The organism is Luteibacter jiangsuensis (assembly GCF_030812295.1).
Taxonomy (GTDB): Bacteria; Pseudomonadota; Gammaproteobacteria; order Xanthomonadales; family Rhodanobacteraceae; genus Luteibacter; species Luteibacter jiangsuensis_A.
Window position 1 is genome coordinate 434126 of the sequence record NZ_JAUSSK010000002.1, and the last position, 12274, is coordinate 446399.

Annotated in this window: 14 protein-coding genes; 3 read left to right on the plus strand and 11 right to left on the minus strand. The window is 65.7% G+C overall.

From position 1 onward, the window contains the following. Positions 1–14: 14 nt before the first annotated feature. The 9 genes from J2T07_RS07320 to J2T07_RS07360 form a co-directional block, all read right to left on the minus strand. The gene (locus J2T07_RS07320) at positions 15–368 is read right to left on the minus strand and encodes a DUF971 domain-containing protein (protein WP_306848599.1); all 354 of its coding nucleotides are present in this window, start codon (positions 366–368) and stop codon (positions 15–17) included. A 217-nt stretch (positions 369–585) separates the two neighbouring features. After that, entirely contained in the window at positions 586–1203 is a 618-nt protein-coding gene (locus tag J2T07_RS07325; RefSeq protein WP_306848600.1) for a hypothetical protein, read from the minus strand. Between the two features lie 39 nt (positions 1204–1242). Beyond that, entirely contained in the window at positions 1243–2580 is a 1338-nt protein-coding gene (gene hslU, locus J2T07_RS07330; RefSeq protein ID WP_306848601.1) for an ATP-dependent protease ATPase subunit HslU, read from the minus strand. A gap of 4 nt (positions 2581–2584) precedes the next feature. After that, complete coding sequence (gene hslV, locus J2T07_RS07335) at positions 2585–3118, minus strand: ATP-dependent protease subunit HslV (protein ID WP_306848602.1); 534 nt, start codon at positions 3116–3118, stop codon at positions 2585–2587. A gap of 90 nt (positions 3119–3208) precedes the next feature. Then, positions 3209–4120: a tyrosine recombinase XerC gene (locus J2T07_RS07340; protein ID WP_306848603.1), complete on the minus strand. Its 912-nt coding sequence runs from the start codon at positions 4118–4120 to the stop codon at positions 3209–3211. Beyond that, positions 4117–4803: a DUF484 family protein gene (locus J2T07_RS07345; RefSeq protein ID WP_306848604.1), complete on the minus strand. Its 687-nt coding sequence runs from the start codon at positions 4801–4803 to the stop codon at positions 4117–4119. The genes J2T07_RS07340 and J2T07_RS07345 overlap by 4 nt, the downstream gene beginning before the upstream one ends. Before the next feature lie 58 nt (positions 4804–4861). Further along, positions 4862–5689, minus strand: a complete 828-nt coding sequence (gene dapF, locus J2T07_RS07350) for a diaminopimelate epimerase (RefSeq protein ID WP_306848605.1) — start codon at positions 5687–5689, stop codon at positions 4862–4864. 6 nt (positions 5690–5695) lie between these two features. Continuing rightward, positions 5696–5911, minus strand: a complete 216-nt coding sequence (gene lptM, locus J2T07_RS07355; RefSeq protein ID WP_306848606.1) for an LPS translocon maturation chaperone LptM — start codon at positions 5909–5911, stop codon at positions 5696–5698. A gap of 44 nt (positions 5912–5955) precedes the next feature. Beyond that, positions 5956–6426 (minus strand): GNAT family N-acetyltransferase, encoded by a 471-nt coding sequence (locus J2T07_RS07360; RefSeq protein WP_306848607.1) that lies wholly within the window; start codon positions 6424–6426, stop codon positions 5956–5958. Between the two features lie 237 nt (positions 6427–6663). Between J2T07_RS07360 and J2T07_RS07365 the strand changes: the two genes are divergently transcribed. After that, positions 6664–8148, plus strand: a complete 1485-nt coding sequence (locus tag J2T07_RS07365; protein WP_306848608.1) for a RimK family protein — start codon at positions 6664–6666, stop codon at positions 8146–8148. A 9-nt stretch (positions 8149–8157) separates the two neighbouring features. Here the strand turns inward: J2T07_RS07365 and J2T07_RS07370 are convergent, their stop codons facing one another. Next, positions 8158–8376, minus strand: a complete 219-nt coding sequence (locus J2T07_RS07370) for a hypothetical protein (protein ID WP_306848609.1) — start codon at positions 8374–8376, stop codon at positions 8158–8160. Positions 8377–8512: 136 nt separating this feature from the next. Between J2T07_RS07370 and aroE the strand changes: the two genes are divergently transcribed. Continuing rightward, positions 8513–9343 (plus strand): shikimate dehydrogenase, encoded by an 831-nt coding sequence (gene aroE, locus J2T07_RS07375; protein ID WP_306848610.1) that lies wholly within the window; start codon positions 8513–8515, stop codon positions 9341–9343. A gap of 27 nt (positions 9344–9370) precedes the next feature. Here the strand turns inward: aroE and J2T07_RS07380 are convergent, their stop codons facing one another. Further along, a complete protein-coding gene (locus J2T07_RS07380) occupies positions 9371–9679 on the minus strand; it encodes a hypothetical protein (RefSeq protein ID WP_306848611.1) in 309 nt (102 codons plus the stop codon). A 285-nt stretch (positions 9680–9964) separates the two neighbouring features. On the opposite strand from J2T07_RS07380, the gene J2T07_RS07385 reads away from it, so the two are divergent. Continuing rightward, on the plus strand, positions 9965–12274 hold the full coding sequence (locus J2T07_RS07385) for a TonB-dependent receptor (RefSeq protein WP_306848612.1): 2310 nt from the start codon (positions 9965–9967) through the stop codon (positions 12272–12274).

Consider the following 12274-nt stretch of genomic DNA (forward strand, 5'->3'; position numbering starts at 1 on the left):
GCGCATGCTTTCCCTTACCGGGACAGGCCCTTGGCGTCGAGTTCGGCGAGGTAGGCGGGCCATGCCGTGTCGTAGGCCCGGCCGAGGTCGTAGAGCGTGTCCCAGCCGAAGATGCCGCTGGCGTGGCCGTCGTCGAAGCGGATCAGTACGCCGTAGTGGCCGGTGGGTTCGAGCGCGGTGATGCCCACATTGCGTTTGCCCGAGACAAGGACCTTCTGGCCCGGCCCATGGCCTTGCACCTCGGCACTGGGCGAGTTCACCCGGAGGTATTCACAGGGAAGACGGAAGCGTTCGCCGTTGTCGAAAGCCACCTCGAGGATGCGCGAGGCCGAGTGCAGGACGATGTCGAGGGGGCGGGGGTGGGGCATGGGCCGGTGGCCTTGGAATGGAGCGGGGAGCCGAGCTTAAGGCTTCTTGTGGGAGAGCCGGCTCATTGTGGGAGCCGACTTGTCGGCGATGCCTGTCTACGAGGGGGCGCCGGACATGATCGCGAGCACCCTTTCGCCGCGGAAGCGGCTCCCACACCTACGCCGGCGGTGGCTTGCACACCTGCGGGCGATGGGACGATTCACCGCTGCAATACGCTCAGGGCGCCCGGCCGAAGCCGTCGCCCGTGCCCTGCTCCAGCGGCGGCGGGTCGCCGGCCACGGCAAGCAGAGCGGTCGCGTAGGCGTCTTCCATGCTCACCGTGGAAACCTCGTCCCACGAGAAGAACGAAGGCTCACGCAGCCACTCCGCGTCGGGCGTGATCTCCTGCATGTTGAAGCCTTCGTCTTCGACGCTGACCACGCGGCCGATATAGCAGACCTCGGACTCGTCCTCGCTATCGACGTGCACGCCGATGACCGGCGCGTGTGCCGCCGCGGCCTTTACGACCTGGGCGATGTCGTCGAGGGGGAAGTCCGCTGGCGGCGTCGGACGGATGCCCTTCATCGCCAGCGCCTTCTCGAGGAAGCCGGCGTGCTTGTCCGGTGCCTCGAATTCGGAGATGTCGCGGTGCCGCATGATGTACATGCCGTCATAGCTGACGCCATCGCCGACGACCCAGAGCAGGAAGAACTCGCGGCCGACACCGCCCACATAGCCGCAGAAGCTGCCGTGTTCGAGTTCGTCGCGCCAGAGACGCACCAGCTGCTGGTTGTCCTGCGCTTCGCGCAGGTTCGCTCGCTGGCCGTTTGTTTTGAGATGAATAACCTTGCCCATATACGTCAATAGTTTAGCAGAGGGGGAAGCCCCCGATGTTCAGAGGATGTAACGGCTCAAATCCTCGTCCTGGACCAGGGAAGCCAGGTTTTTATCGACATAATCGGCGTCGATCACATATTTTTCGCCGGATTTATCGGCAGCTTCGAAGGAGATCCGCTCCAGCAGCCGTTCCATCACCGTGTGCAGGCGGCGCGCGCCGATGTTTTCCGTCCGCTCGTTGACCTGGAAGGCCACGTCGGCCAAGCGGTCGATGCCCGATTCGGTGAAGTCGAGGGTCACGCCCTCGGTCTTGAGCAGCGCAACATATTGCTTGGTCAGGGCGTTGTTCGGCTCACGCAGGATTCGCTTGAAGTCGTCGACCGAGAGCGCATTCAGTTCCACCCGAATGGGCAGGCGGCCCTGCAATTCCGGGATCAGATCCGAAGGCTTGGCCAGCGAGAACGCGCCAGAGGCAATGAACAGGATGTGGTCGGTCTTGATCGAGCCGTACTTGGTCGAGACAGTGGAGCCCTCGACCAGTGGCAGCAGGTCGCGCTGCACGCCTTCGCGGCTGACACCAGCGCCGCCCCACTCCGAGCGCTGGGCGACCTTGTCGATCTCGTCGATGAAGACGATGCCGTTCTGCTCGGCGCTGTCCACCGCCTGGCTGCGCAGTTCCTCGTCGTTGAGCAGCTTGCCGGCCTCTTCCTCGACCAGGAGCGGACGTGCCTGGCGGATGCTCATCTTGCGCTTCTGCGACTTTTGCCCGCCGAGGTTCTGGAACATCTTGCCCAGCTGCTGGCTCATTTCCTCCATGCCCGGAGGCGTCATGATTTCCACGCCGACGTTCATGGAGAAATCCAGCTCGATCTCGCGATCATCGAGGGCACCTTCGCGCAGCTGCTTGCGCAGCTTCTGCCGGGTGTCGCTGTCGATCGCGGTGACATTGCTGCCCGTGTCGTCCCAACCGCTGGACTGGCGCCGCGGCAGCAGGGCATCGAGCAGGCGGTCCTCGGCGGCGTCCTCGGCCTGGCTACGCACCCGGCCCTTGGCACGGTCGCGCACCAGCTTGTACGAGACGTCCGCCAGATCGCGGATGATCGACTCCACATCCTTGCCGACATAGCCCACTTCGGTGAACTTCGTCGCTTCGACCTTCACGAAGGGCGCGTTGGCGAGCGTGGCGAGGCGACGGGCGATCTCGGTCTTGCCGACGCCGGTCGGGCCGATCATGAGGATGTTCTTCGGCGTGACCTCGTCGCGCATGCCTGGCTCGAGCTGCATGCGGCGCCAGCGGTTGCGCAGCGCGATGGCCACGGCGCGCTTGGCGTCATGCTGGCCGACGATATAGCGGTCCAGTTCGTTGACGATCTCGCGGGGAGTCAATTCGGACATCGGGTCAGAGCTCTTCGATCGAATAGTTGTGGTTGGTATAGATACAGATATCACCGGCGATCTTGAGCGCTTTTTCCACGATCATGCGCGCATCCAGCTCGGTATTCTCCATCAGGGCCAAGGCGGCGGACTGGGCGTAGGGGCCGCCCGAGCCGATGGCGATAAGGCCGTGTTCCGGTTCGAGCACGTCGCCGTTTCCGGAGATCAGCAGCGAGGATTCCTTGTCGGCGACGGCCAACATGGCTTCGAGGCGGCCCAGGCGGCGATCGGTGCGCCACTCCTTGGCCATCTCCACCGCCGAACGGGTGAGGTTGCCGCCGTGCTTGACCAGCTTCTCCTCGAACAGTTCGAACAGGGTGAAGGCGTCGGCGGTGGCACCGGCAAATCCGGCCAGGACGTCGCCCTTGCCGAGACGGCGCACCTTGCGCGCATTGGCCTTCATGACGGTATTGCCGAGGGTGACCTGTCCGTCACTGCCGATGACGACCTTGCCGTCGCGGCGGACGCAGACGATGGTCGTGGCATGCATCGGTTCCATAGTGCGTTCCTTGGGGGAGACGCCTGAGGTGGGGGCCGGCCGCGGGTGTCGCAAGTACGGGCTGGCGGGAGTCGCCGGACACCAGGGCTTTCAGCCCTTTCGCTTCGCCCGCGGATGGGCTGCGTCGTACACCTTCGCCAGGTGCTGGAAATCCAGGTGGGTATAGATCTGGGTGGTGGCGATGTCGGCGTGGCCGAGGAGTTCCTGGACCGAGCGAAGGTCGCCCGAGGATTCCAGCATGTGGCTGGCGAAGGTGTGCCGCAGCATGTGCGGGTGAACCCGCTTGGCTTGTCCGCTGGACAGCTTGGCCAGGCGAAGTTGCACCGCGCGGGCGCCGATGGGCGCCCCGGCCCGTCCCTTGAACACCGGCTGTTCGGGCCCGTCCCCGCCGAGGGCGGCCAGGGCCCTGAGCGCGGCTATCGCATAGCGCCCCACGGGCAGGATGCGCGTCTTGTTGCCCTTGCCAAGCACGCGCACCTGGCCGTCGTCGAGGTCGAGGTCGCCCCAATGCAGGCCGCAAAGCTCCGACAGGCGCAGGCCGCTGGAATAGAACAGTTCCATCATCGCCGTATCGCGTGGCGCCAGTGTTCCGCCGAGGTTGGTTTCGACCAGTTCCTTCGCCTCATCGGCATCGAGCACCTGGGGCAGCTTGCGGCGCACCTTCGGCCCGCGCACGCCGGCGGCGGGATCGTGGTCGAGCTTGCCTTCCCGGCTGAGGTAGCGGAACAGACTGCGGGAGGCGGAGAGCAGCCGCTGGATGCTGTTCGGCTCCAGGCCCCTCGGCTCGCGGCCGTCCTTGCCGCGCATGGGTCGATGCAGGCGCGCGATCATCGAGCGCATGCGGTCCGGGCCCAGGTGGTCGAAGCTGTCCAGGCCTTCGGCTTCCATGAATTCCAGCAACTTGCCCAGGTCGCGCCGGTAGGCCGCCAGGGTATGCGCCGAGGGTGCCCGCTCGGCGGCGAAATGGCGCAGGAAGGCCTCGACGGCCTCGCGCGGGTTCACGCCGCCTTCCGCGCTCGTTCGATGGCCGAGCCGACGGTGGTCGAGATCATGTCCAGGAACAGCGTGCCCATGCCGGGGTGGAACCGGTCGGGATCGGCGCTTCCGATGGCGAGCAGCGCATCCTTGCCGATCCGCATCAGCGCGGCGGAACGGACGTCCGGCGCGGTATCGCCGAACAGGCGGTGCAGCTTGTCGGGCGCCAGGCGACCGGCGACGGGATCGCCATGTTCCAGGAACGAGGCGAACTCGGGCAGCCCCGATGCACCGTGCGGCTCGCGCAGCAGCCAGGGCTCATCGGGGAGCCCGGCGAGGTCGCCGAAGAAGACCAGGCGCACCCGCTCGGACTGGAAATCCTCGGTCAGGCGGCGCACCACGTGCCTTACGGTGTCCTCGATATCGCTCGCTCCGAGCAGGGCCAGCATCAGGCCGTGCACGCGGCGCATCAGTTTTTCGTTGTCGGCGGCGACCGCCGTCAGTTCCTTGAGGCGTGTCTCCAGTTCCGCATTCTTCTCGCGCAGGCCGCGTAGCTGGTGCACGGCGAGCGAAGCAGCGGGACCGTTCGCGCTGGGCAGCACCAGTTCGTTGGCGAGTTCGGGATAGCCGACGAGGAAGTCCGGATGCCGTCGCAGGTAGGACGCCACGGTGGCTGGCTTGATATCGCCGTCGATCGCGGTGTCGGTCATGTCGTTTCTTCCTCGAAGTGCTGCATGTGTCGCAGTGTGCCCCGTTCGCGTGCGAACGTCACACTTCGCCTTCGAAGACGAAGGCGGCAGGGCCGGTCATCCACAAGGTGTGGCCCGGGCCATGCCACTCGATGGTCAGTGTGCCGCCGGGCAGCTCCACATCGACGATGGGCGCGGCCAGGCCCAGGGATTGCGCCACGGCGGCGGCCGCGCAGGCACCCGTACCGCAGGCGCGGGTCCAGCCACTGCCCCGTTCGTGCACGCGCAGGCGGATGCGGTCCGGGCCCAGGCGCTGGGCGAAACCCACGTTCGCACCTTGCGGAAAGGCCGGGTGGCTGGTGAGCGACGGCCCGAGCGCGTCCACGCGCGGGTCGTTCACATCGTCCACGAACACCACCGCGTGCGGGTTACCCATGGAAACCGCGCCGAAGCTCACGTCATCGCCATCGACCACAAGCGTATACGTGGCATGCGCGGGCCGGTCGAGCGGAATGGCGGATGGGGCGAAATCCGGCTCGCCCATGTCGACCACCACCTTGCCCGCATCGAGCACACGTACCGTGACCGGGCCGGAAGGACTCTCCAGGCGAACGTCACTGTCGCGCTCGATGGCGCCATCGCGGTACAGCCACGCGGCCACGCAGCGGACGCCGTTGCCGCACTGTCCGGAGGGCGAGCCATCGGCGTTCCAGATGCCGTAGTAGTAGGCGCAGGAAGGATCGCGCGCCGGCTCGATGCTGATCAGCTGGTCGAAGCCGATGCCCGTGTGCCGGTCGGCCAATGCGGCCACGCGGGCCGCGTTGGGCGTGCGCGGCGCGTCTTCACGCCAGTCGACGATCACGAAGTCGTTGCCGATTCCATGCATCTTGGTGAATCGGGAAGGCATCGCGGGTTACTGGTGAATGACCGAATTGAACGGCGCGCGCGTGCTGCTGGCCGGTGGCGGCGCGAGCGACGTCGAGCTGGCGGCCGGATGCGTTCCCGTCTGCGGCTTGGCGGTGGCCGAAGCGGCGGGCGGCGGCGGCAGGAACAGCGGCCCCTTCTGGCCGCAGCCGGATAGCGCGGCGACGGTGGAGGCGAGGGCAAGCGGCAAGATGAGTCGGCGCATGGGCGATTCCCCGGAAACGGAAGCCAGTATAGCCTCGGGGGCGCTCAAAGCAGCTTTTCGAAGCGGAAGGCGCCCGTGCCGTCGGCGTAGTAGTTCGCGTATTCGCCGATCCGCACGTAGCCCAGCCGTTCGTAGAGACGGATGGCCACGGCGTTGTCCTTGCGCACCTCCAGGCGAAGAGACCGGCAACCGCGTCCGCGCGCCGCGTTTTCCGATGCATGGATCAACGCGGAGCCCACGCCCTTGCCCTGGGCGTGTGGCGTGGTCGCGATGGAATACAGCCGTGCGACGGTCGTGCCCTTGCGGAAGAACACCACGGCCGTGCCGAGGAAGCGGCGATGGTTGGCACTGGCGACGAGCACCAATGCGCTTTCGCTGTCGAGGTGCTTGCGATACTGGGCACGACTCAGGCGGTCCTGCACGAAGCTCGATTCCTCGAGCGCGACCAGGTCGTCGAGATCGCTCACTTCGGCGCGACGTACGCGTACCGAGGCGGTGACCGGGGGGGGCTGCATGCGCTTTGGGGACTCCGGCGCGGGTGGAGGACGGCTCGCGGGCCGAGCGGGGCGAAGCAAGCGCGGCACTGTAGACCTCGGGTCGGCACGGATCAATGACTTTTTCATGAATCCGTCCGGGCATTCGCCGGCGGCCCCGCTTGTGTGTCGCACCATCGCAGGCACACACTGCGGCACCGGCGAACGATCGGCCCCGGGCGGGGTCGAGTGAACGGAGTTGCCGTCTGTCGAGGTCTCATGAGCCGGCTCGTCATCGTCGTGGAGAAAGCCTCGGACTGGGGCTCGTATTACCCGTCCGCCGATGTCGTCACCGCCATGGATTACCTCCGTCAGCCGGTGGGGGGCGACGACGAGCGCACCCAGGTCATCAACCTGTGTCGCAACTACAAGTACCTGGGAACCGGATATTACGTTTCGCTGCTGGCCGAGGCACGCGGGCATAAGGTCATACCGTCCGTGCGTACCGTGAACGACCTTCGCCGCCGCTCGCTTTACGGCCTGGACATCGACGACCTCAACCAGAAGCTGGCCAAGTTCCTGCCGGCTGGCGGGCGCGATACCACCGATTTCGGCGTGCTCGTCTACTTTGGCGAGACGTCCTACGGGGACCTGCAGGATCTTGCGAGGCAGGTGTTCGATATGTTCCCTTGCCCGCTGATGCGCATCGAGTTCGAGCGTGACCGGGTCTGGCAGGTCTCCGCGATCAAGGCGGTGGGCCTGCACACGCTGGACGACGCCCAGGAAGATTCCTTCGCGCTGGCGCTGGAAAAGTTCTCGCGCAAGCTATGGCGCAAGCCGCGTGCCCGCCGCCGCTTCCGTTACGACATCGCCATGCTGGTCGATCCGAACGAGCAGATGCCGCCTTCGAACAAGAAGGCGCTGAAGCAGTTCGTCGAGGCCGGCAAGCACCTGGGCATGGAAGTCGACCCGATCGGCAAGAACGATTACCAGCGGCTCGCCGAATACGACGGTCTCTTCATCCGTGAAACCACGGCCAGCGACAACCATACCTACCGCTTCGCCCATCGCGCGGAGAAGGAAGGCATGGTGGTGATGGACGATCCCACGTCGATCCTTCGTTGCACCAACAAGATCTTCCTGAACGACATGATGGTCTCGCGCAAGTTGGCCACCCCGATCACGGAGATCCTCTACCGCGACGATCCCAAGCGCCTGCGCGACCTGCACGAACGGCTGGGCCTGCCCATCGTGCTGAAGATTCCCGACGGCTCGTTCTCGCGCGGCGTGGTGAAGGTGGAAACCCGCGAGGCACTGGAGAAGGCCGCCGGCGAACTGTTCTCGCACAGCGCGTTGCTGATCGCGCAGGAATACCTCTACACGGAGTTCGACTGGCGCATCGGCGTGCTCAACCACGAGCCGTTATATGCATGCCAGTACTTCATGTCGCGCGGTCACTGGCAGATCTACAACCACGGTGCCAAGGGCACCGCGAAATCCGGCGGCTTCCGCACCGTGCCCGTGCGCGATGCGCCCGCCGAGGTCGTGAAGCTCGCGCTCAAGGCCACCCAGACCATCGGTGACGGCCTCTACGGGGTGGACCTCAAGCAGGTCGGCGAGCGCCCGGTGGTGATCGAGGTCAACGACAATCCATCGATCGACGCGGGGGTCGAGGATGCGTACCTCGGCGAGGACCTCTACCTGCGGATCATGCAGGAGTTTCTGCGCCGCCTCGAACTCAAGCGCCTGGGCATCCAGGCCTGATCCTGGGCATCAGCGACGAAACAGCGCCATCAGCAGGGCCATCGGCAGGCTTGGCTTCATCGCCACCAGAACGCTTGCCGGAGCCAGCAGCAACCAGAAGGCGGGAGTCCAGCCCAGCGTCTCGCTATGCCCCGAAAGGGGTGTCAGCAGTAGCAGAAGGGCACCCGCGGCCAGCCAGCCCAGGGCGATGAGGGCGCGCAGGCGGCGCGGCGAGAGCGTGTCGTGCATGGGCGTACTCCAGGCGTTGGGGTGGCGATGGAGGGAGCCTGGGCCGCCGCCGTCTCACGGACCGCGACCGGGGGACGACACGTTGTTAGAATCCTTCCGCCGGGCAGGGTGTTCCGGCGCTGTGCCAGGAGAATCCATGAGCGCTGAAGCGCACCGTTACGCCGTGTTCGGTCATCCGATCGCGCATTCGCTGTCCCCGGAGATCCACGGGTCCTTTGCCGCGCAACTCGGTATCCACCTGAGCTACGAGACCATCGATGCCGCCCCTGGCGACTTCGCCGCCGCCGTACGCCGTTTCTTCGCCGACGGTGGGCTAGGCGCCAACGTGACCCTTCCGCACAAGGAAGCGGCGTTCGCTCTGGCCAGCGAGCACAGCGAGGCGGCCGCCCGCGTCGGCGCCGCCAACACCCTCACGCCCCTCGTGGGCGGCAAGCTGCATGCGCACAACACGGACGGCAGCGGCTTCGTCCGTGACATCACCGAGCGTCACTCGCTCGACCTGCGTGGCCACGACGCCCTCCTGCTGGGTGCCGGCGGCGCGGCCAAGGCCGTGGCCTGGGCCTTGTTGGACGCCGGCGTACAGACGCTGACCATCGTCAATCGCACGCCGGAGCGTGCCGACCAGCTCGCCGATGCGATCGGCGATCCCGCGCGCTGCCATACGCGTTATTGGGATGGGTTGGATGGCGAATGCTTCGACCTCGTCGTCAACGCCACCTCGATCGGCGTCACCGGCGGCTCGTTCGACCTGCCGATGTCGATCCTGCAGGACCATTCCACCTGCTACGACCTTTGCTACGGCGCCGCGGCGGCCAGCTTCAAGGGCTGGGCCACCGCCGCGGGTGCCCGTTACTTCCGCGACGGCCTCGGCATGCTGGTGGAGCAGGCGGCCGATGCCTTCGAGCGCTGGCACGGCACGCGTCCCGACACCGATCCGGTCTACAACGCGTTGCGGCAGCGCTTCTGACAGGGGGCTGCCTGTCTTGCAGGCCCCTCAAGGAGCATCCGCGCTCGTCACGCTGACCGGGCAGTTATACGTGGCGCGGTAGTCGTAGCGCTGTTTCGTACGGGTGCCATCCGACACAGCCACCGGTGCCGCCAGGATCAATTGGATGGTGTCCACCGTCGGTGCGTTGCATTTCTGCCGCGCCATGGCGACGCACGGCTGTTCGCTCAAGGCATCCTCCGTGCACGAAACCGAGATGGGCGCGGCCGGTGGCGTCACGGCGACCGGCGCGGTCGTGGAAGCGCAACCTGCGAGCAGCGCCAGCGCGGGCCAAAGGAAACGGCTTCGGTAACGCATCGGATCCTCCTTGTGGGTGGAGCCTGCGCCGGCCGGATGACCGGCTTGTGTCAGCGCGCCAGCAGCTGGCGGGCTCCCATGGATATCGATCACGTCGGGACGGGCTCCGACCCGGGAAATCCGACTGTACCTATCGAAAGATGGACGTCCAAATGTTTCAGTCGTAACGGTTGCCAACCCGGTCACGCTTCGGGCGATGGTCAAACATCCGTCATCTCGGAGTAAGCAGGGTTACATGCGCGGAGAACAGTCTCGCGGGTTCTTGCCTCCGATGGATCGTCCCCGATGACGCGTGTTCGTGTTTCCTTTCGTCGTACCGCCCTCGCCACCGCGCTCGCCTTGTCACTGCACGCCGGGTTCGCGCACGCCACCGCAGGTGACGACGACAAGGCCGCTCCGGCCCCCGCCGCCGCGACGGACGCTCGTGACACTCCGAAACAACTGGACGCCATTTCGGTGATCGCGCCGGGTGAAACGCGGCAGATCCAGAGCATCGGCGTCGAAGAGATCGTGCGCCAGCAAACTCCCGGCAGCAGCGCCCTGAAGGCGTTGGACAAGCTCCCGGGCGTGCAATTCCAATCGGCCGATCCGTGGGGTGCGTATGAGTGGTCCACGCAGATCACCCTGCACGGTTTCGACCAATCCCGCCTGGGCTTCACCCTCGACGGCATTCCGCTGGGCACGATGGGCTATGGCGTGACCGATGGCCTCCAGGTCACCCGCGCCATCACGTCGGAAAACCTCGCCACGGTCGAGCTGGCGCAGGGCGCCGGTGCGCTTGGCACCGCCTCCAACACCAATCTCGGCGGCACCGTGCAGTTCTTCTCCGCCGATCCGGACGCGAAGCCGGGCGTGCGTTTCAACCAGGTCATGGGCTCCGACTCGACCAGCCGCACGTATGTGCGCGCGGACAGCGGCGACCATGGCGGCTTCTCCATGTACGTGTCGTTCGCGCATGCCGACACGGATAAATGGAAAGGCTTCGGTGACCAGAAGTCGAATCAGGCCAACCTCAAGGCCGTGTACCAGTGGGGGGACGGCAACCGCATCAGCCTGTTCGCGGACGGCAGCAAGCGCAAGGAATACGACTACATGGACCTGTCCCTGACCAGCCAGCGCGCGCTGGGCTGGGACTGGGATTACCTGCAACCAGACTGGAACACCGCCGTCGGAATCGCCAACGCGCTCAATGGCAAGGGCCAATATCCCGCGCTGCTCAACGCGTTGCCGGCCGACTACGGAAAGGGCGACGCGACATATTACGCGGGTGGCGGCATTCGCCGCGATGGCCTGGCGGGCCTGTCGGGTTCATTCAACCTTGGCGGTGCCACCCTCGACGCCACGGGCTATTACCACGCCGATCGCGGCGAAGGCCAGTGGGCCACGCCTTACCAGGCTTCGTCGCCCACGGTGCCGCTTTCCATGCGCACCACCGATTACGGCCTGGACCGCTACGGCCTCACGTCCGCCCTGAAGTTCAGCCTGGCCAACCACGACATCGAACTGGGCGTGTGGGGCGAGAACGCCAACACGAACCAGGAACGCAACTTCTTCACGCTGGACGGCCAGTACACCGCCCTCTACACCTTCTATAACGACCAGCAGCCGTTCCTTCGCGCGTTCCTGCAGCACTACGAAACCAAGACGCGCATGGCCTACGCGGAAGACACCATCCACTTGCTCGACGACCGGCTTACCGTGAACTTCGGCGCGAAGTCGTTGCGCGTGACCACGGATGCGACGTCCCTGGTTCCGACGACGTCGTTCGCCCAGGGTGAAATGAAGGCGAGCAAGGGCTTCCTGCCGCAGGCAGGCGTCGATTACCGCCTGGACGAGAACCAGGACATCTACGGTTCCTATGCGAAGAACCTGTCCGCCTTCGGCATCACGCCGTTCAGCACCTCGCAGTCGGCTTTCGATGCGGCGAAGAGCCGCCTGAAGCCCGAGGAATCGCAGACCTGGCAGGTCGGCTACCGCGCGCACGGCGAAACCTTCGAGGCCTCGCTCGGCCTGTTCTACACGCGCTTCGAAAACCGCCTGCTGGTGACCACGCCCTGCCCGGCCGTCGTCACCTGCGCCTCGTCGTTGAACAACGTGGGCGACGTGAAGAGCCGCGGCGCGGACGTGGCCTTCATCTGGAAGCCGGTTCGCGGATTCACCTGGCTCAACTCGCTGTCCTACAACAAGTCGCAATACCAGGACGATTACCAGAACGCCGGCACGGTGCCCACCGCCGACAAGTACGTCGTCGGCGTGCCGAAGACGATGTTCTCCACCTCGCTGAGCTACGAAATGGCAGGCTGGCGCGCCAACCTGGAAGGCAAGTACACCGGTCGCCGCTACATCACCTATACCAACGATTCGTCGGTGCCCTCCTATTGGGTGGCGGATGCGGGTATCGCCTACGACTTCGGTGCGGTATCGGCGTTCAAGGGCCTCAGCATCGGATTGAACGTCACCAACCTGTTCGACAAGCACTACTTCGCCTCGACCGGTACCAACGGTTACGTCGCATCCGACCCGCAGGGCTACAACCAGACCCTGATGGCGGGCGCGCCGCGCCAGTACTTCGTGAACCTCAACGCCCAGTTCTGA

Coding starts and splice junctions, on each gene's coding strand:
- J2T07_RS07320 (WP_306848599.1), bottom strand. CDS start 368: ATGCCCCACCCCCGCCCCCTCGACATCGTCCTGCACTCGGCCTCGCGC.
- J2T07_RS07325 (WP_306848600.1), bottom strand. CDS start 1,203: ATGGGCAAGGTTATTCATCTCAAAACAAACGGCCAGCGAGCGAACCTG.
- hslU (WP_306848601.1), bottom strand. CDS start 2,580: ATGTCCGAATTGACTCCCCGCGAGATCGTCAACGAACTGGACCGCTAT.
- hslV (WP_306848602.1), bottom strand. CDS start 3,118: ATGGAACCGATGCATGCCACGACCATCGTCTGCGTCCGCCGCGACGGC.
- J2T07_RS07345 (WP_306848604.1), bottom strand. CDS start 4,803: ATGACCGACACCGCGATCGACGGCGATATCAAGCCAGCCACCGTGGCG.
- dapF (WP_306848605.1), bottom strand. CDS start 5,689: ATGCCTTCCCGATTCACCAAGATGCATGGAATCGGCAACGACTTCGTG.
- lptM (WP_306848606.1), bottom strand. CDS start 5,911: ATGCGCCGACTCATCTTGCCGCTTGCCCTCGCCTCCACCGTCGCCGCG.
- J2T07_RS07360 (WP_306848607.1), bottom strand. CDS start 6,426: ATGCAGCCCCCCCCGGTCACCGCCTCGGTACGCGTACGTCGCGCCGAA.
- J2T07_RS07365 (WP_306848608.1), top strand. CDS start 6,664: ATGAGCCGGCTCGTCATCGTCGTGGAGAAAGCCTCGGACTGGGGCTCG.
- J2T07_RS07370 (WP_306848609.1), bottom strand. CDS start 8,376: ATGCACGACACGCTCTCGCCGCGCCGCCTGCGCGCCCTCATCGCCCTG.
- aroE (WP_306848610.1), top strand. CDS start 8,513: ATGAGCGCTGAAGCGCACCGTTACGCCGTGTTCGGTCATCCGATCGCG.
- J2T07_RS07380 (WP_306848611.1), bottom strand. CDS start 9,679: ATGCGTTACCGAAGCCGTTTCCTTTGGCCCGCGCTGGCGCTGCTCGCA.
- J2T07_RS07385 (WP_306848612.1), top strand. CDS start 9,965: ATGACGCGTGTTCGTGTTTCCTTTCGTCGTACCGCCCTCGCCACCGCG.